General features: G+C 32.5%; 18 protein-coding genes. 14 read left to right on the top strand and 4 right to left on the bottom strand.

The genetic code is table 11. The features are described from left to right. Positions 1-498: 498 nt before the first annotated feature. From thrS to QLS65_RS14480, 12 genes are all read left to right on the top strand, one after another. Entirely contained in the window at positions 499-2,445 is a 1,947-nt protein-coding gene (gene thrS / locus QLS65_RS14425; protein WP_282718479.1) for a threonine--tRNA ligase, read from the top strand. Positions 2,446-2,461: 16 nt separating this feature from the next. Further along, positions 2,462-3,019, top strand: a complete 558-nt coding sequence (gene infC, locus QLS65_RS14430; RefSeq protein ID WP_369800971.1) for a translation initiation factor IF-3 — start codon at positions 2,462-2,464, stop codon at positions 3,017-3,019. A 116-nt stretch (positions 3,020-3,135) separates the two neighbouring features. Next, entirely contained in the window at positions 3,136-3,333 is a 198-nt protein-coding gene (gene rpmI, locus QLS65_RS14435; RefSeq protein ID WP_022827375.1) for a 50S ribosomal protein L35, read from the top strand. Positions 3,334-3,512: 179 nt separating this feature from the next. Continuing rightward, positions 3,513-3,857 (top strand): 50S ribosomal protein L20, encoded by a 345-nt coding sequence (gene rplT, locus QLS65_RS14440; protein WP_035633036.1) that lies wholly within the window; start codon positions 3,513-3,515, stop codon positions 3,855-3,857. Positions 3,858-4,046: 189 nt separating this feature from the next. Then, the gene (locus tag QLS65_RS14445; RefSeq protein ID WP_282718480.1) at positions 4,047-6,656 is read left to right on the top strand and encodes a zinc-dependent metalloprotease; all 2,610 of its coding nucleotides are present in this window, start codon (positions 4,047-4,049) and stop codon (positions 6,654-6,656) included. A 221-nt stretch (positions 6,657-6,877) separates the two neighbouring features. Beyond that, on the top strand, positions 6,878-8,602 hold the full coding sequence (locus QLS65_RS14450) for a tetratricopeptide repeat-containing sensor histidine kinase (RefSeq protein ID WP_282718481.1): 1,725 nt from the start codon (positions 6,878-6,880) through the stop codon (positions 8,600-8,602). 226 nt (positions 8,603-8,828) lie between these two features. Further along, a complete protein-coding gene (locus tag QLS65_RS14455) occupies positions 8,829-10,505 on the top strand; it encodes a tetratricopeptide repeat-containing sensor histidine kinase (RefSeq protein WP_282718482.1) in 1,677 nt (558 codons plus the stop codon). Between the two features lie 11 nt (positions 10,506-10,516). Further along, positions 10,517-11,185 (top strand): DNA-binding transcriptional response regulator, encoded by a 669-nt coding sequence (locus QLS65_RS14460; RefSeq protein ID WP_282711304.1) that lies wholly within the window; start codon positions 10,517-10,519, stop codon positions 11,183-11,185. Between the two features lie 188 nt (positions 11,186-11,373). Next, positions 11,374-11,661: a hypothetical protein gene (locus QLS65_RS14465; RefSeq protein WP_282711306.1), complete on the top strand. Its 288-nt coding sequence runs from the start codon at positions 11,374-11,376 to the stop codon at positions 11,659-11,661. A 180-nt stretch (positions 11,662-11,841) separates the two neighbouring features. Beyond that, positions 11,842-12,147: a hypothetical protein gene (locus QLS65_RS14470; RefSeq protein ID WP_282718483.1), complete on the top strand. Its 306-nt coding sequence runs from the start codon at positions 11,842-11,844 to the stop codon at positions 12,145-12,147. Positions 12,148-12,167: 20 nt separating this feature from the next. Further along, positions 12,168-12,458, top strand: a complete 291-nt coding sequence (locus tag QLS65_RS14475) for a hypothetical protein (RefSeq protein ID WP_282711310.1) — start codon at positions 12,168-12,170, stop codon at positions 12,456-12,458. Positions 12,459-12,931: 473 nt separating this feature from the next. Further along, a complete protein-coding gene (locus tag QLS65_RS14480) occupies positions 12,932-13,735 on the top strand; it encodes an endonuclease/exonuclease/phosphatase family protein (protein WP_282718484.1) in 804 nt (267 codons plus the stop codon). 1 nt (position 13,736) lies between these two features. Here the strand turns inward: QLS65_RS14480 and QLS65_RS14485 are convergent, their stop codons facing one another. Both QLS65_RS14485 and QLS65_RS14490 read right to left on the bottom strand, forming a co-directional pair. Beyond that, positions 13,737-14,579 carry an isoaspartyl peptidase/L-asparaginase gene (locus tag QLS65_RS14485; RefSeq protein ID WP_282711311.1) on the bottom strand — a complete coding sequence of 281 codons (843 nt, stop codon included), beginning with the start codon at positions 14,577-14,579 and terminating at the stop codon, positions 13,737-13,739. 61 nt (positions 14,580-14,640) lie between these two features. Further along, positions 14,641-15,513 (bottom strand): cyanophycinase, encoded by an 873-nt coding sequence (locus QLS65_RS14490; RefSeq protein WP_121341364.1) that lies wholly within the window; start codon positions 15,511-15,513, stop codon positions 14,641-14,643. Between the two features lie 263 nt (positions 15,514-15,776). Here QLS65_RS14490 and cphA point away from each other — a divergent pair, with 263 nt between their 5' ends. Beyond that, a complete protein-coding gene (gene cphA / locus QLS65_RS14495; protein WP_282718485.1) occupies positions 15,777-18,401 on the top strand; it encodes a cyanophycin synthetase in 2,625 nt (874 codons plus the stop codon). A gap of 127 nt (positions 18,402-18,528) precedes the next feature. Here cphA and QLS65_RS14500 read toward each other — a convergent pair whose 3' ends face one another. Continuing rightward, on the bottom strand, positions 18,529-19,788 hold the full coding sequence (locus QLS65_RS14500; protein WP_282718486.1) for an asparagine synthetase B: 1,260 nt from the start codon (positions 19,786-19,788) through the stop codon (positions 18,529-18,531). A 345-nt stretch (positions 19,789-20,133) separates the two neighbouring features. On the opposite strand from QLS65_RS14500, the gene QLS65_RS14505 reads away from it, so the two are divergent. Beyond that, positions 20,134-20,781, top strand: a complete 648-nt coding sequence (locus QLS65_RS14505) for a DUF547 domain-containing protein (protein WP_282718487.1) — start codon at positions 20,134-20,136, stop codon at positions 20,779-20,781. A gap of 81 nt (positions 20,782-20,862) precedes the next feature. Here the strand turns inward: QLS65_RS14505 and QLS65_RS14510 are convergent, their stop codons facing one another. Further along, the gene (locus QLS65_RS14510) at positions 20,863-21,531 is read right to left on the bottom strand and encodes a response regulator transcription factor (protein ID WP_282711317.1); all 669 of its coding nucleotides are present in this window, start codon (positions 21,529-21,531) and stop codon (positions 20,863-20,865) included. Positions 21,532-21,533 lie beyond the last annotated feature (2 nt).

Genomic DNA, 21,533 nt, shown 5'->3' on the forward strand with positions numbered 1-21,533 from the left:
AACTACATCCTTTATTCGCTTTTACAAGCTTTTCTAAACCTTTTTTTTCATGTTTTCTTAACCTATCCTTTAACTCGCTGAAAACATGATTCTTGAAACACAAAGTTTTTTATGATATTCAAAAGAAAAATCAAAAAACACACCGGATTCTCCTTTTATCTAGACTATACAATATATACGTAGCCATAATCTTTATTCACTTTTTTAATTAACACCCCTAATTACTCCCTATTTCGGATGATTTAAGCAGGATACGACTAACCAAAACCACTCTCCTAGCCCCGATAGCAGTGAAAATCCTTTTCTCTCGTTTCTTTACGAGAGAAAAGATTACAACGAATAGGGGGAAACAGCTCCTAATTATAACACTCCTACTAAACTCATATGCTATAATAACTCTTCTTTTAATTTTTAGACCTATTTATGATAACAAACCTTATATAAATATTGTATGTATTTTTGTAATGGTCTATATTTGCATTCTTAAAATAATAAATGATGATTAAGATTACTTTGCCCGACGGGTCAGTTAAAGAGTTTGCTCCTGGGATTACTCCTATGGATGTTGCCAAGAGCATTAGTGAAGGATTTGCCAGAAATGTTATTTCGGCTTCTTTTGATGGTACAACTGTGGAAACAACAACTCCTTTGACGACGGACGGCAGTCTTATATTATATACTTGGAATGACGAAGGCGGAAAAAAAGCTTTTTGGCATTCTACTTCACACGTAATGGCACAAGTTCTTGAGGAAATGTTTCCTGGTATAAAATTAACTCTTGGACCAGCAATCTCTAATGGCTTTTATTACGATGTAGATTTTGAAGACCAAAAAATCACTGATGCTGACTTTAAAAAAATTGAAGATCGTGTTCTTGAAATTTCAAGAGGCAAGCATGAATTCAAACTACGTCCCGTTTCTAAAGCTGAAGCTTTAGAACTATATAAGGACAACGTTTACAAAACAGAGCTTATTAGCAATCTTGAGGACGGAACAATTACGTTTTGCGATCACGACACGTTTACTGATTTATGTCGTGGTGGCCATATTCCAAATACTGGGATAATCAAAGCGATGAAAATCATGAGCGTTGCAGGAGCATACTGGCGTGGTGACGAGAAAAACAAACAACTGACTCGTGTTTATGGAACTTCATTTCCTAAACAAAAAGATTTAACGGAATACTTAGAATTACTGGAAGAAGCAAAACGTCGAGACCATAGAAAACTAGGAAAAGAACTTGAACTGTTTGCTTTTTCTCAAAAGGTAGGCGCAGGTTTACCATTATGGTTGCCTAAAGGAGCCGCTTTAAGAGACAGACTAGAACAGTTTTTGAAAAAAGCACAGAAAAAAGGCGGATACGAGCAAGTGGTTACACCACATATTGGCCAAAAAGAGTTGTATATAACTTCAGGACATTATGCAAAATATGGTGCAGATAGTTTCCAACCTATAAGCACTCCAGCTGAAGGCGAAGAGTTTTTATTAAAACCTATGAACTGTCCTCATCACTGCGAAATATACAATGTACGTCCTTGGTCATACAAAGATTTACCAAAGCGTTATGCTGAATTTGGTACTGTTTACAGATACGAACAAAGTGGAGAATTACACGGTTTAACTCGTGTAAGAGGGTTTACTCAGGATGACGCGCACATTTTTTGCACTCCTGAACAACTAGACGAAGAGTTTAAGAAAGTAATTGACTTGGTACTATATGTATTTGGTTCATTAGGATTCGAAAACTTTACCGCTCAGATTTCATTGAGAGATAAAGAAAATAGAGATAAGTATATAGGTACTGATGAAAACTGGGAAAAAGCAGAAAATGCAATTATTAATGCTGCAGCCGACAAAGGTTTAAATACTGTAGTAGAATATGGCGAAGCAGCTTTCTATGGTCCAAAATTGGATTTCATGGTCAAAGATGCCTTAGGAAGACAATGGCAATTAGGGACGATACAGGTAGATTACAACTTGCCAGAACGTTTTGACTTGACATACAAAGGATCTGATAACGAATTACACAGACCAGTAATGATCCACAGAGCCCCTTTTGGTTCAATGGAACGATTCATTGCTATTTTATTAGAGCATACTGCAGGAAATTTCCCTCTTTGGCTAATGCCTGAACAAGCTATAATATTGTCTTTGAGCGAGAAATATGAAATATATGCGAAAAAAGTTTTAGATTTGCTAGAAAATCACGAAATTCGCGCCCTCATTGACAACAGAAACGAGACAATCGGGAAGAAAATCAGGGATGCAGAAATGCAAAAAACCCCGTTTATGTTGATTGTAGGAGAGGAAGAAGAGAAAAATGGGACTATTTCTATCCGTCGTCACGGACAAGAAGGAAAAGGGAATATCAGTGTTACGATAGAAGAATTTGCTGCTATTGTCAACGAAGAGATCAATAAAACATTAAAAGTATTTACAGTTTAACTTAAATTATAAAGTCATAGCAATAAGAAGCAACAGAGGTTACCAACCTCGCGTAGAAAAAAAAGATGCACACAGAATAAACAGCCTTATTCGTGGTGTACAAGAAGTGAGACTTGTAGGTGAAAATATAGAACCTGGAGTTTTTAAACTTTCGGAAGCTTTAAGATTAGCTGACCAATTTGAATTGGATTTAGTCGAGATTTCTCCAAATGCTGATCCACCGGTTTGTAAAATCATGGATTACAAGAAATTTGTTTACGAGCAAAAGAAACGTGATAAAATCTTAAAAGCGAAATCTACACAAGTAGTTGTTAAGGAAATTCGTTTTGGACCTCAAACAGATGAGCATGATTACGAATTTAAGAGAAAGAATGCTGAGAAGTTCTTGAAAGAAGGTGCTAAATTGAAAGCATTTGTTTTCTTTAAAGGACGTTCGATTATCTATAAAGATCAAGGGCAAATCTTATTATTAAGATTAGCTACAGATCTTGAAGAATTTGGTAAAGTGGAAGCGATGCCAGTTCTAGAAGGAAAGAGAATGATTATGTTCATTGCTCCAAAGAAAAAGAAATAAGTCTTAAAGTCAAAAGTCTTAAAGTCAAAAGTATTCAACTTTTGACTTTAAGACTTTAAGAACTTTCTGACTAAAGAAGATAAGTAAGTAAGAATAAATTAAAACACTAGGAAAAAATGCCTAAAATGAAAACCAAATCTAGCGCCAAGAAACGTTTCAAAGTTACTGGTTCTGGAAAGATTAAAAGAAAGCATGCTTTTAAAAGTCACATCTTGACTAAAAAGTCTAAAAAACGTAAATTAGCTTTGACACACTCAGCGCTAGTTCACAAAACAGATATGAAAAGCATCAAACAACAATTAAGAATTATCTAAGATCAATTGTTAGTTGTTAATTATTAATTGTTCACTCATGGTCTATAATTTATAATTTACAGTTTATAATTATTTTAAAAAATTCTTTAGGTTAAAACAATTTCAAATAACCTTGGAGTATGGCCATTAAGTGCTTTTGATTAAATTCAAGCCGCCTGCTACAAAAAAACAGTAAAATTATGCCAAGATCGGTAAATTCAGTTGCTAAAAGAGCAAGAAGAAAAAAAATAATGAAGCAAGCCAAAGGTTTCTTTGGTAGACGTAAAAACGTTTGGACAGTTGCTAAGAATGCGGTAGAGAAAGCAATGTGCTACGCTTACCGTGATAGAAAAGTGAATAAAAGAAATTTCCGTGCATTATGGATTCAACGTATCAACGCTGGAGCTAGATTGGAAGGAATGTCTTATTCACAATTCATGGGTAAAGTAAAAGCTAATGGAATCGAATTGAACCGTAAAGTTCTTGCAGATTTAGCTATGAACCACCCAGAAGCTTTCAAAGCAGTACTTAATAAAGTAAAATAAACGTTTTATCAACTCAATTTAGATTACTTACTTATATAGAAACCTCAATCGAAAGATTGGGGTTTTTTTGTTTTCAAAATTTATTCTAATCAAAAAAATACGACTAATATCAAAATTTTATTCTAATTTCGTAAGGATTTTAAGAAAATCAGACGTGATTCCTATCATTTTTCATTAAACCCAAATACTATGACTAAATTGAAATCCACACTGCTTCTTTTTTTAGTGCTTTTATTTATTACAAGTTCTACATTCGCTCAAGAAAAAAGCAATCGTAAGAAGAGAAACAAAAAAGAAGTTGCTGATGTAAAATCTGATAGCATTAAGAAGAAAAAAACTGCTACCGTTTCTATAAATGATAAAATAAAAAGTGCTAAAAAAATTGAAGGCTTGTTTACCATGTATCAGGATACCGTTACTGGAAACATGCAACTTTACATTAAGAAAAACCAACTGGATAAGGAATTTATTTATCAAAGCTATTCCATGAATGGACCAACGGCTTTGTTTTTAAATCAAAGTATGCATCGTGCAACAAGCGTTTTCAACATAAAGAAAGCCAATGACAAAATTGAATTTGGATTAGTAAACACCGCTTTTTATTACGACAAAACAAATGCCGTTAGTAAAACTGCTGGTATTGATATTTCGGAAGCAATTTTTCTGGCTGAGAAAATTGTAGCACAAGACAGTACTGGTTTCTTAATTCTTGCAGATGGGCTTTTCTTGAGTGAAAAATTAGATCCAGTGAAACCTACGATGCCTCCAGGAATACCTCCTGGAGCAATTTTCAACCTGGGTAATTTCAATTCCGCTAAGTCAAAATACCATAGCATCCGATCTTTTCCTAATAACACTGATGTAGTTGTAGATTTAGCTTATGATAATCCAGCACCTCTAAATGGCGGTGGGAATGACATTACTGATGCACGATATGTTCGTGTACGTATGCAACATACGTTTTTAGAAATTCCTGAAAATAATTTCAAATCCAGACAGGATGACCCTCGTATTGGATATTTTGGACAAACTATTAATGACCAAACCAGTATAAAACCAACACCTTATAAAGACATTATCAATCGATGGTATTTGACAAAAAAGGACCCTACGGCAGCTATCAGTGAACCTGTAGAACCCATTGTTTGGTGGGTTGAGAATACAACTCCCGTTGAATATCGTCAAACTATTGTTGAAGCAGGTAATCGTTGGAACCAAGCTTTTGAAAAAGCAGGTTTCAAAAATGCTGTTGTAATGAAAATACAACCAGACTCTTTTGATTGGGATGCAGGTGATGTACGTTATAACGTTATTCGATGGGTTGCTTCTGCTAATCCAAATTATGGTGCAATTGGCCCAAGTTTTGCCAATCCAAGAACAGGGCAAATTTTAGGTTCTGATATTACAGTGGAATGGAGTTCAGGAAGCAGATCTCCAATATATGATGAATTATTTTCGGCGAAAAGCATTCAAAATCAAAATAATCTCAACACCTATTTCCATTCAGATGGACATCTTTGTACCATGGCAAACGAACTAAAAAGTCAGTTTTTGACTGGTGCTACTATAGCAGAAGCTTATGATGAAGATCCAAAAACTATTTTAAAAGTTCATAAAGAATTTTTATACTATTTGATCTTACATGAAATGGGTCATACTTTGGGACTAAATCACAATATGAAAGCGAGTCAAATGTTAAGCCCTTCTGAACTTAATGATACCTCAATTACAGAAAAAATTGGTTTAATTGGTTCAGTAATGGATTATCCTACTATTAATCTTTCATTGGATAGAACAAAACAAGGAAACTATTTTACTACAAAACCAGGACCATACGATCTTTGGGCCATTGAATATGGATACAAGGAATTCGATGAAAAACTGGAAGAGAATGAGTTAAATAAAATTCTTAGTAGAAGTACTGAACCAGGTCATGCTTTTGGTAATGATGCCGATGATATGAGATCGTCTGGAAAGGCGATTGATCCACATGTAATGGTTGAAGACTTAAGTAGTGATGCAATAGGATATGCCGAAGGCCGATTTAAATTAGTCAACACTGTAATGCCTAAACTTAAAGTAAAATATAGTAAAACTGGACAGAATTATGCAGAATTGCGTTCTCGATATAGTATGCTAAATGGGCAAAGAAGAAACATGATTGCTGTGGTAAGCCGCTATGTTGGCGGAGTGTATGTTGACCGAAGTTATGTAGGCCAAAATACAACTGAAAAACCATTCACCCCTGTATCTGAAGCTGAGCAAAAAAGAGCTATTGAGGTATTGAATAAATATGCATTTGCACCAAATGCATTTGACGCTGATGCTTCTTTATATCCGTATTTACAATTGCAAAGACGTGGATTTGGATTTTTCTCTTCTACAGAAGATCCAAAATTAGGTGGTATCTATCTATCAATGCAAACTGATGGAGCGCTTTCACACATTCTCCACCCTACGACATTGCAACGAATTTCTAATACAAGTCTGTATGGCAATACATATTCAGTAGCAGAAGTTATGAATGATTTAGTTAGCGGAATATTCAAAGCTGATTTAGTTGGAAAAGTGAATATGCAAAGACAATACCTTCAAACTTATTTTGTTAAACAAGCTGTAGAAATTTCGGATATAAATTCTTCTAGAAACTCTTATGATGATATTTCGAAAGCTGCCGCAAGACAAACATTGAAAAAAATTAAATCAATGCTGCTTACAGCAACTTCCATAGAAGAAAGTACGCGAGCACATAGAGGCAACCTCATTTTCTTAATCGATAATGCTCTTGCCATAAAATAATTTTTTTAAACAATAAAAAACTCCCATTTAGATTCAAAAAATCAGAATGGGATTTTTTTTATGGGATAACTTAGCTTTAAATAATACTGTATAATTGGTTTTAATGGTTTCCCATATAAAGGATGGAATCCGGGATATGAAAATACTCCTAAAAATTAATCAAAATAATAAAACTAAAGTTTATAAACTATAAATTATTACTTTCGGGGAAAGTTATCTTTATGATGCGTTCCTCGATTTTTATATTCCTATTCTCGATATTTATCTATTCTTGTCAAAATGATTTAAAAAAAGAGTCAGCCTCCAATAAAGGAAATAATATCAGTAAAAATGCTATTCAGGCACGCGAACTATTAGATACAGGCGATAAGTTCTTAGCACTTCAAAAATTTGACAGTGCTTTTCATTACCATAACCGTTCAAAAATACTATATGAATTAGAAAAAGATAGCGCGTCAGTAACCTACAATTTAATTCAAATGGCGCATAGCCAACAAACCTCTGGTGATTATGTTGGAAGTGAAAAAAATTTAATTGAAGCTTTATCCTTTACAGAGCTAAACTCTACTTATAAATCAGCAGCATACAACCTTCTTGGCATTTCTTCAAAAGAACTGTTCAATTATAAAGATGCTTTGTATTACTACAATAAAGCCAAAACTGAAACTAATGATTCGATAGGAAGAATTGCTTTTGAAAATAATATTGCCACGGTTTACATCAAAATGAAAAAATACGACTCTTCTATTAAGATATTAGAATCCATTTTGAAATCATCTTATTTAAACACTAACAATAAAAGAAAAGCCAGAGTTCTAGACAATCTAGGCTATTGTTATTTTAAAACAAAACGTAACTCAGAAGGATTACAATTGATGAGAAAATCACTATTCATCAGAAAAAGCAATACAGATTTCTATGGAAGTATTGAAAGTAATTTACATTTAGCCGAATATTACCAAGGATTAAATCCCAAATATGCTAAAACATACGCCGAAGAAGCCTATATAACTGCTACAAAACTCAACAGTGTAGATGAAAGATTGAGATCATTATCTTTTTTAGTATCCAATAATTCTGAAAAAAGCACTACTAACTATGCTTTATACTACATCCGACTTAATGATAGTATTATAAAAGTTCGTAATAATGCCAGAGATCAGTTTATAAAAATCAAATACGATAGTGATCAAAACAGAGAAGAAAATCTAAATCTAAAAACACAAAAAGCCGAAAATGCACTTCTGTTGGAACAACAAAAAAATAGAAATTTATTATTATACTTAGCCGTTGGAATTATAATCATGATAAGTATTTTTGTCTATAATTATCTGGTAGCCAAAAATAAAAGAGAAAAAATAAAAACCTCTTATAATACCGAAATTCGAATTGCTAAGAAACTTCATGATGAATTAGCTAATGATGTATATCATACTATGGCTTTTGCTGAAACACAGGATTTATCTACCACCCAGAATAAAGAAATATTACTGACCAATCTAGATACTATTTATTCCCGTACACGAAACATATCCCGAGAAAACAGCACCGTAGAAACAGGAACATTATTTGTATCTCATTTAAAAGAAATGATGTCCGGATTCATTACCGATAAAGTGAATGTTTTAACCAATGGAATGGATTCAATTGATTGGTTGGTAGTAGAAAGTAATAAAAAAATCATCATTTACCGTGTTATACAAGAATTGCTTGTCAACATGAAAAAGCACAGTCAATGTAGTTTAGTTGTACTGACTTTGAAACAAAATGGAAACAAATTACAGATAGACTACACAGATAACGGAGTTGGAGCAACATTAGAACAATTAAATTCAAAAAATGGACTTCAAAATATTGAAAACCGTATTCAAGCTATAAAAGGAACAATAACTTTTGATACTAAATCAAATAAAGGATTTAAAGTACAATTTATTATTCCAATGTAATTCTAATTCATTTATTTAATCAAATAGTAACTACCAAAGTATAAACTATACCAGTATTTAAAACACTGATAATAATTTAATTGATGCATCGAAACTGAAAATCCCAGTTCTTCTTCAAAAACTATACTCTAAATTGTATTGAAGATAGTTTCTATATTTTAATTAATTTCTTTATTTTCGAAGAATGATTCTAAAAAAGTTACCCCCAATAGTTTATTTTTTATCATTGTCATTCTTTTTAATACTTCACTCGTGTGAAAAAAAGACGCTAAACAATCCCGAAAAAAAACACAATACAGCTGAAATTGATCGATTAATTAATCTAGGAGACAAATTTTTTGAGAAATCAGAATATGATAGTTCCTACTATTATTTTAATAAAGCTAAATCAGCCTGTAATGAAAAAAAAGATGTTTCTAAAATCATCTATTCAATATCTAATCTAGCAACTATCCAGCAAAATCAAGGAGATTACTCCGGTAGTGAAACTACAGCTATGGAGGCGATTCCTTTTTTAGAAAAAACTACGAATCCCAAATATAAATGGAATATTTATACCATAATTGGTATTAACTATTTATATGCATATGATTATGAAAATGCACTCTACTACTACAATAAAGCATTAAATTTAAAAACTGATGAACTCCGAAAATCAGATACAAAAAACAATATTGCTGTTATATATATGGAAAAGGAAGATTATAATTTAGCAATACGAATTCTACAACCTTTATCTTTAAAAAAAGAAGTAATTAATAATTCCGAAGCCTTTTCCAGAGTAATCGATAATTTAGGTTATTCCTATTTTAAAGTAGGAAATTCAAAAGCACTTGCCTATTTAAATCAATCCTTAGAAATAAAAGTAAAAAAAAAGGATGACTGGGGTTTGATTGGAAGTTATTACCATCTTTCTGAATTTTATCAAAAAAGCAATCCAAATCTAGCCACAGATTATGCTTTAATGACTTATAAAAAAGCAACAAAACTAAAAAACATTGAAGGCCAATTACTCAGTTTAAAATTATTAATTGAACTCAATACAGGAAATAAATCCAAAGAATATTCCCTGAAATACCTCGATATCAATGACAGTATCACTAAAGTAAGACAAAAAGCTAAGAATCAATTTGCTAAAATCAAGTACGACTCCAAGAAAGAAAAAGAGGAGAATCTGAAACTAAAAGCCCAAAAAGTACTTGAATCAGAACATCAGAAAAAGAGAAATTTAATATTATATTTAGTTGTGGGAATAATTACTGTAATAAGTATTTCTATAACCAATCTACTATTAGCCAGAAATAAAAGGGAAAAGATTAAAGCTTCCTATACTACTGAAATTCGAATTGCTAAAAAACTTCACGATGAATTAGCTAATGATGTATATCATACTATGGCATTTGCTGAAACTCAAGATTTATCCACAAAACATAATAAAGAAATATTAATTTCCAATCTAGATACTATTTATTCAAGGACACGAAATATATCCAGAGAAAACAATGCTATGGAAACTGGACCGTTATTTATATCTGATTTGAAAGAAATGATGTCCGGTTTCAATACTCAAGAAGTAAATGTGATAACTAATGGAATGGATTCCATCAATTGGATGGCAATAGATAGTAACAAAAAAATCATCATTTATCGTGTCATCCAAGAATTGCTAGTCAACATGAAAAAACACAGTCAATGCAGTTTAGTTGTTCTAACTTTTAAAAAAATAGGAGATAAATTACAAATAGACTACACTGATAACGGGGTCGGAGCAACTATAGAACAATTAAATTCAAAAAATGGACTTCAAAATGTGGAAAACCGTATTCAGGCCATAAAAGGATTAATTAATTTTGACACTAAATCAAATAAAGGATTTAAAGTGCAATTTATTATTCCAATATAATACTCGATTCTATGTTCCATAAAGTTTTAATAGCCGAAGATTTAGACAGTATTAGTATAGCAGTTGTTCAAGCTCTGGAAGAAATTTCTATCTTAGAAATTCATCATGCCAAATACTGTGATGATGCTTTTTTAAAAATAAAAAAAGCACTTCATGACAATAAGCCCTATGACTTATTAATTAGTGATTTATCATTTAAACCTGACCATCGAGAAAATAGACTAAACTCAGGCGAAGAACTAATTGAGGCAGTAAAAAAAGTACAACCTGATATCAAGACTATAGTATTCTCCATAGAAGAAAAATCTTTTAGAATAAAATCACTATTCAATAACTTGGGAATTAATGCCTATGTATCTAAAGGAAGAGACAGTATTCCTGAGCTAAAGAAAGCGATTCAACGCATTTATAATAATGAAGAAATTAAACCTTCAGCTGAAATATCTCATGCATTAAGAGACAAATCGCTATTTGAAATTGAATCCTATGACATTTCACTTTTAAAATCATTATCTAAAGGTTTGACTCTTGAAGATATTTCATCAGAATTTAAACATTCAGGAATCATCCCAAATGGCAGCAGTAGTCTCGAAAAACGAATTAACAGATTAAAAATATACTTCAAAGCCAGTAATAATGTGCATCTTATTGCTATTACCAAAGATTTAGGTTTAGTTTAAGCTAATTTTTTTCTCCAATAAAAATGGTGCAACAATCAATAAAATCCGTTAAAGAAAATCGCAATTTCAAATCTTAGAAATTGAATATTATTTCTTTTTTTAAAATAATTACCTATTTTACGGTTTCCCGTAAAGAAATGGTTTCTAAAGATATTAGGTTTGGCTAATAAAACTTTAAATCAAATAAAATGGCAGATTTCACGAGAGAAGACTTAGCATTTACTGGATATTCACAAACTATAAATGCTGACGATTATCCTAAAACTATCGAAGTTCTTGATAGGATTTATGTTGATAAAACAGAAGAATTTGAAGTAATTCATTTCTGTAATCAGTTTCTAAAAAAATATAAAGTTCCTCAAACCAAAGCAAGTTTTCAAAAAGCAGAAAGTTTTCTACAACATCCCTCTTTGGAAAACGAAATCTACCGAACACAGTTATTAGATTGGATTGCAACTAATTGGATAAAAATATAATAGTTATTTATTTCAATTTACTAATTGATAATTTCAGAATACTTTATAAACAACTTGAGCATATAGTTTTGTGTTATTTATTTTTAATGGTTACGTGTTCCCGTAAGGAAATCTCTTTTATCAGACTTAATTTTGAGGAGATAAAAAATCCAAATCATTTTCAAAAAATAAGTTTAGATCATGAAGAGAAACAAAACTATATCCATTACGAAAGTACCAGAAAAAAACAAAGAGAATTTAATTACAGATAAATGGGATAAAAAACTGAATGACTATGATAATTATGTCAAAGAATATCTCTTACACTATAAAAAATCGCTCAAAGGGAATACCATGTCATTATCAAAATATCCTTATTTAAAAGTAAAATCTGAGAGCTTAAATAAAAAGTTGAATAAAGGAATAATGAAAAAGTTATTAACGAAAAAACAACTTATAAAGGTTTTTAATATTCGAAAAAAAATTGTGAGTGCATGTTGTAATTAATGTATAATCTTTAAAAATAAATGAAAAAAATTATAGCGCTAGGACTCTTGTTATTCATGACCTTATTCTCTCATACGTCAAAAATACAATCCGAACAAAAAAGGAATATACAAAATAAATATGATGCGAATGAAAAGCAACTAATAATCAATAGAAATGATTATCCATTAAATAAATTTGATGATCCAATAAAATATACCATGGATACTTCTGCTAAACAACGTCCAATAAAACATTTCTCCAGACATAGAAAAGGAAAAATTATTTACATACAAAAACACAAAAAGATCAATACTCTAGTTCTTGAATAAAAACACTTTCTCTTTTTTTATCACGAATAAAGAAAACCATAAAACACTATTTTTTCAAGAATCTAGTTTTAAACAATCAAAAAAGCAAAATTAATGAAGACATCAATTGTTTTAAAATCTAATATATTATTTTCAGTACAAATAGCTATACTTTTTTTAGGTGCTATCTGCATCATTTTTTTAGTATATAAAATTTGGAGAAGACGATAAAATTCAAAAAACTGCCTAGGATTATTTATTTTAAAAGTTGAGATTTGAGAAAAAAATGATTGATAACTAAATTTACAAGTTTCAAAATTTTAAAATTAATTGAAAATTTTTCTCTGTTAAATCAATTTTAATCAGAAAAGTAATAAATACAAAAATCAAAGTAAAACATACTCTTTCATAATTTAACATCTGTTATTACAATTGCTAACAGTTAATTTCGTTATGATTTAACTAAATAACTTTAAAATAAAATTCTCAATAAATTGAAATCTCCCTTTTATCTACTACTATTTCTTATTTCAACCTTTTGTTTCTCACAAACCAAACTCCTTTCTTGGAATATAGAAAACCTTGGGAAATCTAAATCAGATGAAACGATAAACTATATCGCCAATACACTTCGTGATTACGATATCATTGCAATCCAAGAGGTTGTAGCGGGTTATGGCGGTGCTCAAGCAGTAGCGCGATTAGCAGATGAACTCAACCGCAAAGGAGCCAAATGGGATTATGTAATCAGCGACCCAACCAGTAGTAGTGCATACAAAACGGAACGCTATGCTTTTATATGGAAAACGAGCAAATTGAAAAAGATAGGTAGCGCTTGGCTCGAAAAAAAATACCATTTAGAGATTGATAGAGAACCGTATTTTTGCACGTTTCAATATGAAAACAAGCAATTTACTGTCGTTAATTTTCATGCTATCACTAAAAATAGGCAACCTGAAACCGAAATAAAATACTTTAAGTTTTTATCCGATGAATATCCCAACTTGAATTTAATATTTGCTGGTGATTTCAATTGTCCGCAATCGCACACGGTTTTTAATCCTTTGAAAAAAATGGGGTATCAATCTATTTTAGTCAACCAAAAAACCTCTTTGAAACAAGAATGTAAAAATGGTAAATGTCTAGCATCTGAATTTGACAATATGTACTACAGAACTTCAAAAATCAATACTATAAATTCAGGAATTATCCCTTTTCATAAAAACTTTAATTCATTAAAAGAAGCTAGAATAATATCAGATCATATCCCTATTTGGTTTGAATTTTCTTTGAATTAAATTAATCGAAAACTTCAAAATTATCTCCGTCAAAACTGGCAAAAACCATACTGGGATGTGAATCGTGATGAAAAATATTTCCCTGATTATCGATAGCAATTGCACCAGCAAAACCATCATAAGGCTTTAATTCATTGAATGTTTTAGTAAAGGCATCTTGCAATGTAAAACCATCAGTAACACGAGTCACGATTTTGGTAGCGGTGGCATTACTCACAATATCCTCTCCTACTCCTGTCAAGCTCACTCCACAAAATGCATTGGCATAATTTCCCGCTACTGTAGCCGAATCTGAAATGCGTCCCGGAATTTCAAAACCTTTACCTCCTGTGGAAGTAGCAACAGCAATTTTTCCATTAGTATCCAAAGCTACACAACCCACAGTTCCGGTTCCTAGTGATTTTAGCTTTGCTTCATATTCAACTCGACGTTGTGGAATCTCAGTTGAAAAAGCTTCAAAACCATTCTCTCTTGCAAAATTCGTTGCTCCGCTTCCACCTAAAACCCTATCGTCATAACTCATCAATATTTGAGCAACCTGAACTGGATTTTTAACTTCTTCAATATTGATAACACCACTCATTTTCTGAGTTTCTCCATCCATAACAGCAGCGCTCATCCTGATTTTTCCGTCACTTTGAATTTGGGAACCAATTCCCGCATTAAACAATTCATCGTCTTCCAAAAGTGACACTGCATAAACAACCGTTTCCAAAGCCGAATGTGTTTTTAAAAAATCGTACGAATCTTTTACAATTCGCTCTAATGCATTTTGTTTGGCAACTTTTGTTTCGTGATTGGTAGATGATTCCGAAAAAAAACCTCCGTGTATAATTAGTTTCATAATGTATCGGGTGCAGCTTCCAGATTTCGACAGTTATCTAAATACTGAAAGGCTTTCTTATTTATACGTAGTGTGAAGATTGAATGTGCATTTTATGCGTTTCGAGATTGTAAGTGTCAAATTTACTCATAACGTGCGTTACCAAATGTGAGATTGATATCGGCTGACCTAATTCAACTTTTGTCAAATTAGTGTCTTTTATTTCACGGCCATCCACCAAAATAACTAACCCGGAACCTATAGCTTCCATTTGGGTATTATTGGTAATTAACAAACCAGTATCTTCTCCAAGTCCTATTCCCAATACTCTTGGATTACCAACAACTGCTTGAAAAAGCCTGCCAATTCTCCCGCGTTGTACAAAATGGGTATCGATAATAACACCATCAATTAAGCCTAATCCACTTGAAATTTTCACTTCTCCTTTCAATAAAGCTTCAGAACTGCTGCCTTGATAAATCATATTATTAGATGCCGCAGCTGCCCCAGCCGAAGTTCCTGCATAAATAAACTCTTCATTATGGTATTTATCCAGTAAAATATCATGAAATGGTGTTCCGCCAAGAATGGAAGTCAATCGCAATTGATCGCCTCCAGTAAACATAACAATATCTGCAGCTTTTAGTCGGGCTAAAACTTCCGCATCAGCTGCTTGTTCCCGTCTTTCTATAGTAAGTATATCTACATTTTTAGCATTCAAATATTCAAATGCCTTAACATATTCTGGACCTATTTCGCGCGGAATGATTGAAGCGGTTGTAATGACTTCTATTCGTGAATTCTCTTTGTGTTTTGACTCGTTTAATATCCTTTTTAAAATGCCTGCTTCAAAAAAGTTTAAATTGCTAGTTGCATTTTTATCTAAATCAGTTTCAGTAAAACTTCCTTTATCTACCGCACCTCCTATTATTATTAGTTTTCCTAGTATATTCATTTTGTAAAAATAACCAAAAAGATAAAAGAAGCCATTGAACTAGGCTTTTTTTTTAAATTATCACAAACTCAATATTTATTGTTTATTTTTAAGGTAATAAATTTTGATTCCTATTTTTAAAAAACTACTTTAGTTGGATTCTATACTTTTTTTTTAAAAAAATACCGTCTCAAATCAGCTCTTTTCCTAAGTTAGAATCTATTTCATTTAAAATTAAGTCATTACATATCCATTTTTTAGTTCAAAAATAATCTTTCCGTTTTATGAAAATAATTAAAGTACAAGCACTTCGTGGCCCCAATATTTGGAGTATCCAAAGAAAAAAATTAATCCAAATGCGATTGGATTTGGAAGAAATGGAACAGTTTCCTACCAATAAAATAGACGGATTTAGAGAACGTATCGAAACTATGTTTCCTACGATGATTGAGCACCGTTGTTCCGAAGGGTGTCGTGGTGGATTTTTTTCCAGAGTAGAACGAGGCACTTGGATGGGACATGTTATTGAGCATATTGCTCTTGAAATTCAGTCTTTAGCTGGCATGGAAACTGGTTTTGGAAGGACTCGTGAAACCAAAACTCCCGGAACCTATAATGTAGTCTTTAGTTATACCGAAGAAAATGTGGGGCTTTTTGCTGCAGAATCTTCTGTTGCCATTGCTGAAGCATTAATTGCCGGAACAGATTATGATTTGAATGCCGACTTACAGAAAATGCGTGAAATACGCGAACGTGTTAGACTAGGACCAAGTACCGGAAGTATTGTAGAAGAAGCCGTTTCCAGAAATATTCCTTGGATACGATTAGGAACAAATTCTTTGGTTCAATTAGGATATGGAATTAACCAAATGCGTTTTCAGGCAACAATTACCTGTAAAACAAGTAGTATTGCGGTTGATATTGCCTGCAATAAAGAGCTTACCAAAAAAATGTTGGACATGGCATCCATTCCTGTTGCCAGCGGAAGTATTTGTGTAGACGAAGATGACTTGGCTGAGACCATAAAAAAAATTGGTTATCCAATCGTGTTAAAACCATTGGATGGAAACCACGGAAAAGGTGCTTCAATCAATGTTACTAATTGGGAAGATGCAGTTTCAGGATTGGCTTTCGCCAAAGAATACAGCAAACGAATCATTGTTGAGAAATTCATTACTGGCTTCGACTTTAGAATATTGGTAATTGATAATAAATTAGTTGCTGCTGCAAAACGAGTTCCTGCTCATGTAATTGGAAACGGAAAGGATACCATTCAGCAATTAATTGAAACTACGAATCTAGATCCAAGAAGAGGTTACGGTCATGAAAATGTACTGACACAAATTGATGTCGATAGAGATACCGAAGATTTATTGGAAAAACTAGGCTACACATTAGAAACCATTCCTAGAATTGGTGAAATTGTATTCTTAAAATCTACAGCAAATTTAAGCACTGGCGGAACTTCTGTGGATGTTACCGATATGATGCACCCTGAAAATATATTTCTTGCCGAAAGAATTTCAAGAGTAATTGGACTCGATGTGTGTGGAGTTGATATAATGGCAGAGAATTTAACCCAACCGTTAAAAGAAAATGGCGGTGTAATTCTCGAAGTCAATGCGGCTCCTGGATTTAGAATGCACCTTGCTCCTTCTGAAGGATTGCCAAGAAACGTTGCATCGCCCGTAATTGATATGTTATACCCACCGGGAAAATCCTGTCGCATTCCTATAATTGCTGTTACAGGAACCAATGGAAAAACGACCACCACCCGACTTTTGGCTCATATTGTAAAAAATAATGGATTCAAAGTAGGATTCACCACATCGGATGGGATTTATATTCAAAACCACATGATGGAAAAAGGTGATACTACCGGGCCTATCAGTGCTGAATATGTTTTGAGAGATCCAACTGTGGAATTTGCCGTTTTAGAAACCGCTCGAGGAGGAATCCTTCGTTCCGGTTTGGGTTTTAGCAGTTGTGATATTGGAATTATTACTAACATTCAAGAAGATCATTTAGGTTTAAGTGACATTCATACGTTAGATGATTTGGCAAGAGTAAAAGCTACGGTTGTCAAAAGCATCAAGAAAAATGGTTGGGCAGTTTTGAATGGAGACGATGAACATTGTGTAAAAATAGGTCAAGATTTGAATTGCAATGTCGCTTATTTTAGTTTGAGCGAAGACAGTGATTTTATCAAAAAACTTTCTGCCGAGGGTAAAACAGTTGCTGTATATGAAAATGGATACATTACCATCAAAAAAGGAGAATGGAAAATCCGAATCGAACGCGCCACTCACGTTCCATTAACATTAGGCGGAAAAGCAAAATTCATGATTGCAAATGTCCTTGCGGCCACTTTAGCGAGTTATTTGTGGGGATTTAAAACCGAAGACATCAGCCTATCATTACAAACTTTTATTCCAAGTGCTGCACAAACTCCGGGTCGTATGAATATATTTGAGTTCAAAAAATTCAAAGTATTGATTGACTTTGCACACAATGCTTCCGGTTATAAAGGTGTCGAAGAATATTTACAAAGTGTTGAAGCTACCAAAAAAATTGGAATTATTGCCGGTGTGGGTGACAGACGTGATGAAGACATTAGAGATTGCGCAACTATTGCAGCCCGAATGTTTGACCATATTATCATTCGCCAAGAAAAATACCTAAGAGGAAGAACCGAAGATGAAATCATTAATTTAATCCTTGACGGTATAAAAACATCCGGTAAAACAGTAACCTATGAAATTATCCCTAAGGAAACTGAAGCCATAAAACACGCCATAAATTGTGCCGAAGAAGGAAGTTTCATCACCGCATTAAGTGATGTAGTGACTAATGCCATTGATATTGTACAAGAATATTTAGACAAAGAAAACGAACACGGAATCGTGTAATTTTTTCAGGAGCTAATCCTGCTGTCCGTTATATCTTTCTCTGCCTAAAAAGGCAAAGAAAGGATGTCACTGCCATCAGGGCTAAAAATACAAAAGCCAATCGATTACGATTGGCTTTTATTTTATACTACGTTTTCAGTTTTTTCTTTCTCGCTGCAGGAAACAATACATTATTCAGAATCAAACGATACCCCGGCGAATTTGGATGCAGATCCAGAACCGTTGGTGGATCGCCCACTTGGTGCTGAAAATCTTCTGGGTCATGACCACCATAAAATGTGAACATTCCCTTCCCTTTCTGACCATGAATGTAACGTGCTTCACCATTAACCTCGCAAGTACCCATCACCAAAATATTCGATTTAATTAAAGGAATATCAAATGCGGTGGTTTGCCCCATGAACCCTTTTACGAGTTGGGTATGATTTTGACAAAGCATACTAGGAATTGGATCCCATTTTGCCGAAAATTCCATTAATGTAAAATAATCTTTCTCCATAGGAACTCTTCGTTTCGAAGTCATATCAATATCTGAAAATTCATATTGTTCTGGTCTTCTTTCTAAAGTAAAATCTTTGAAAGCAAATGAATTACTGTAATTCATTTTTGATTGGTAATTTCCTTCACTCGGGTCTCCATCAAACATGGTTTCACAAATATCAACACCATCCGCTGTCAAAGCAATATCAAAACTATCCGTTGCAGAACACATGGCAAACATAAACCCACCACCTATGACAAAATCCCTGATTTTTTTAGCAACAGCTCCTTTTTCTTGAGACACTTTAGGAAATCCTAATTTACTTGCCAGTGTTTCTGAATCTTTCTTTTGCTCGATATACCAAGGTGCATTTTTATAAGCGCCATAAAACTTACCATATTGTCCCGTAAAATCCTCATGATGCAAGTGTAGCCAATCATATAGCAACAATTGATCACTCAAAACTTCTTCATCATAAATTGGGGTAAAAGGAATTTCGGCATAAGTCAGTACCATCGTAACTGCATCGTCCCAAGGTTGTTTTCCTTTTGGGGTATAAACAGCAATTTTAGGTGCTTTTTCCAGTACAACAGATTCCATATTTTGGGAAGGACTGGATATTTCATTCAGTATTGCCAATTCATCACCATCGGAAATAACCTCAAAACTCACTCCCCTAATTTGACATTCTTTTCGAATTTCCTCCGCATCAGGTAATAAAAAAGAGCCTCCTCGATAGTTAAGCAACCAACTGGCTTTATAATTTTTATCCAAACACCAGTATGTAATTCCGTATGCTTTTAGATGATTCTGTTGACTCGTTTCATCCATTGGCAACAAAATAAAAGAAGCTTTTGCTGTTATACTCAGCAAAAAAATAAGAATATATAGAAATGGTTTCGACATCGATTTTTCAGTTTTATACCTCAAAGATAGAAAGTAAGCTATTCAAATTCATGAAATTTAACGATTAAATCTATTCTAAAAATAAGTTTATAGACAAAACACGTAAAAATACGCATAGCCAAACAATTTCCTATTCCTAAATTCGCAGATATCCTATAATCAATGAAGATGAAAAATTTAACAATGAATCCAACCGAAAAAAATAGACCTGTCACTATTAAGAATCTTATAAAAAATGTTGCAATAGTATTTTTAATAATACTTATCATTACCTTCTATGTCTTGTGTTATCATCTTATTTTTAATTAATATTCCTGAAAAGCTATAAATACAATACCAATTATTGTGAAAAATTATTACACAACTTTATCTGAAGAGATTCTCTCTGTTGCAAAATCAGGGAAAGATACTATAGCATTGCGAAGACAACTTTTTTACATCAGAAAAGTAAAACTTGAAAAAAGTTTAAATACAGATGATTTGAAAAAAACTTTTTGGATAAATATTTATAATGCTTTTTACCTCATCAACTTAACAGAAGCTAAACAAGGAAAAGAAATTTTTAATCTGAAAAGAATCAAAATTGCACGTGCAGTATTTTCACTAAATGATATTGAGCATGGTATTTTAAGAAAATACAAATTTAAAATTGGTTTTGGATATATTACAAATCCATTCTACTCTCATTTTATAAAAACCTTAGCTGTAAGCAAAGTCGATTACAGAATTCATTTTGCACTGAGAAGTATCTGTTTAGAGAAAAAAACTATTGATTATTTCGATTATGAAGAAATTGATAAACAACTGACTATAGTTACCAAAGATTTTATTCATTTGGAAACTGAATTTGACAACGAGTCTAAAATAATTAGAGCTTCTGATTTTTTATTGTCATATTTGAGAGATTTTGGTGGGAAAAATTCCGTAAAACAATTATTGGAAACAATTTTCGAAAGAGATTTAAAGGAATACAAACTCCGATTTAAAACCTAGAAAAGAGCAGGAAATTTACTGAGAATTTCTTGAATCAGACATTCAAAAAAAGAAATCAACTTGGTCATTTCTTATAAAGAACTAATCATTCAGCAACATCAAATCATTCTGAACTGCATAAACCACTAGTCCTGCAATGTTTCTGGATTCGGTTTTTAGCAACAAATTATTTCTATGCCCTTCTACAGTTCTTGGACTTATAAAAAGTTGTTCAGCAATTTCCACTGTACTTTTTTGAAAGCAAATAAGTTTGAGTACTTCAATCTCACGTGGACTAAGAAAGTTGTTATCAAAATTACTTTTTGTCTTCTTATTTGTCAGTACATCGGCCTGAATTATTTTCATCACATAATCCGTATAATAAAATCCCTTTGAGGCGACTTCTTTAATTGTAGTCAGTAATTCTTGTGGTGTTGTATTCTTTATAAGATACGAAACAGCTCCTACATCAATCATATTAGCAATAAAAGATTTTGAATCATAACTGGTAAGCGCAATGATTTTAAGTTCCGGAAATTCCTTTCTAATAATCTTAGTTGCCTCGACTCCATTTATTATTGGCATTTTTAAATCCATAATGATTATATCAGGGTGATTATTTTTATTGTTTTGGAGAAAAGAAATCAATTCATCTCCATTAGAAGCTTCAAAAATAATCTCAATATTTGTTTCGCGTCCCAATAAAAAAGAGATTCCTTTTCTAAAAAGAATCTCATCATCAACTACTATTATTCTTATAGTTTCATTCATTA

This window comes from Flavobacterium algoritolerans (assembly GCF_030010385.1).
Taxonomy (GTDB): Bacteria; Bacteroidota; Bacteroidia; order Flavobacteriales; family Flavobacteriaceae; genus Flavobacterium; species Flavobacterium algoritolerans.

What these genes read in the sequence shown, in the direction of transcription:
- QLS65_RS14445 (WP_282718480.1), top strand. Translation starts at nt 4,047, where the DNA reads ATGACTAAATTGAAATCCACACTGCTTCTTTTTTTAGTGCTTTTATTT.
- QLS65_RS14460 (WP_282711304.1), top strand. Translation starts at nt 10,517, where the DNA reads ATGTTCCATAAAGTTTTAATAGCCGAAGATTTAGACAGTATTAGTATA.
- QLS65_RS14485 (WP_282711311.1), bottom strand. Translation starts at nt 14,579, where the DNA reads ATGAAACTAATTATACACGGAGGTTTTTTTTCGGAATCATCTACCAAT.
- rpmI (WP_022827375.1), top strand. Translation starts at nt 3,136, where the DNA reads ATGCCTAAAATGAAAACCAAATCTAGCGCCAAGAAACGTTTCAAAGTT.
- rplT (WP_035633036.1), top strand. Translation starts at nt 3,513, where the DNA reads ATGCCAAGATCGGTAAATTCAGTTGCTAAAAGAGCAAGAAGAAAAAAA.
- QLS65_RS14490 (WP_121341364.1), bottom strand. Translation starts at nt 15,513, where the DNA reads ATGAATATACTAGGAAAACTAATAATAATAGGAGGTGCGGTAGATAAA.
- thrS (WP_282718479.1), top strand. Translation starts at nt 499, where the DNA reads ATGATTAAGATTACTTTGCCCGACGGGTCAGTTAAAGAGTTTGCTCCT.
- QLS65_RS14510 (WP_282711317.1), bottom strand. Translation starts at nt 21,531, where the DNA reads ATGAATGAAACTATAAGAATAATAGTAGTTGATGATGAGATTCTTTTT.
- QLS65_RS14470 (WP_282718483.1), top strand. Translation starts at nt 11,842, where the DNA reads ATGAAGAGAAACAAAACTATATCCATTACGAAAGTACCAGAAAAAAAC.
- QLS65_RS14500 (WP_282718486.1), bottom strand. Translation starts at nt 19,788, where the DNA reads ATGTCGAAACCATTTCTATATATTCTTATTTTTTTGCTGAGTATAACA.
- QLS65_RS14465 (WP_282711306.1), top strand. Translation starts at nt 11,374, where the DNA reads ATGGCAGATTTCACGAGAGAAGACTTAGCATTTACTGGATATTCACAA.
- QLS65_RS14475 (WP_282711310.1), top strand. Translation starts at nt 12,168, where the DNA reads ATGAAAAAAATTATAGCGCTAGGACTCTTGTTATTCATGACCTTATTC.
- cphA (WP_282718485.1), top strand. Translation starts at nt 15,777, where the DNA reads ATGAAAATAATTAAAGTACAAGCACTTCGTGGCCCCAATATTTGGAGT.
- QLS65_RS14450 (WP_282718481.1), top strand. Translation starts at nt 6,878, where the DNA reads ATGATGCGTTCCTCGATTTTTATATTCCTATTCTCGATATTTATCTAT.